The sequence below is a fragment of the Aestuariicoccus sp. MJ-SS9 genome (assembly GCF_032586235.1).
In the GTDB taxonomy this organism is placed as follows: domain Bacteria; phylum Pseudomonadota; class Alphaproteobacteria; order Rhodobacterales; family Rhodobacteraceae; genus Aestuariicoccus.
In genome coordinates, this window is sequence record NZ_JAWHTD010000144.1 from 1 (window position 1) to 532 (window position 532).

Sequence of the window (532 nt, forward strand, 5' to 3'; positions counted from 1 at the left end):
GGCGATGGCGATGACACCATGACCGGCGGCGAGGGCGCGGACGTCTTCGTCTGGAACTTCTTCAAGGACGGCGACGCTGACGTCATCACAGACTTCGAGGATGGCACCGACAGTTTCCTGATCCGCATCGTGAACCCCGAGACCGGCGAGACGAACATCTCCAACGGGGGCAACGGGCTCCAAGGCTATGTCGATGCGCTCAACATCACCGATACGGCTGAGGGTGCAATCATCGATTACCAGGGGCAGACCGTGTTGATCGAGGGGGTGGCGGCGGCTGATCTGACGGTGGACGACTTTACGTTCCTTTGACTGGCATCGTGACTTCCTCCCTGTGCTGGTTGCTGCGGGGAGGCTTGCTGTGACGGCAGTCAATCGTGGGGACGAGGGCAGTTTGGGGTGGCCCGGCGAGAACCTAAGACAGTAAGTTGCTCGGTTGATCCTGCTCAAAGCGGCGAGTGCGTCCTCGGGGTAATCACGAAGCAAGGGACCAGTTCGCCTACTGGTGCCTTCGGGGTTTTGAGAACGTGAT

General features: G+C 60.0%; 1 pseudogene. It reads left to right on the forward strand.

Going from position 1 to position 532, the window contains the following annotated elements:
- Positions 1-312 (forward strand): annotated as a pseudogene (locus RXV88_RS23665) (calcium-binding protein); the annotation flags it as partial.
- Between the last annotated feature and the right edge of the window lie 220 nt (positions 313-532).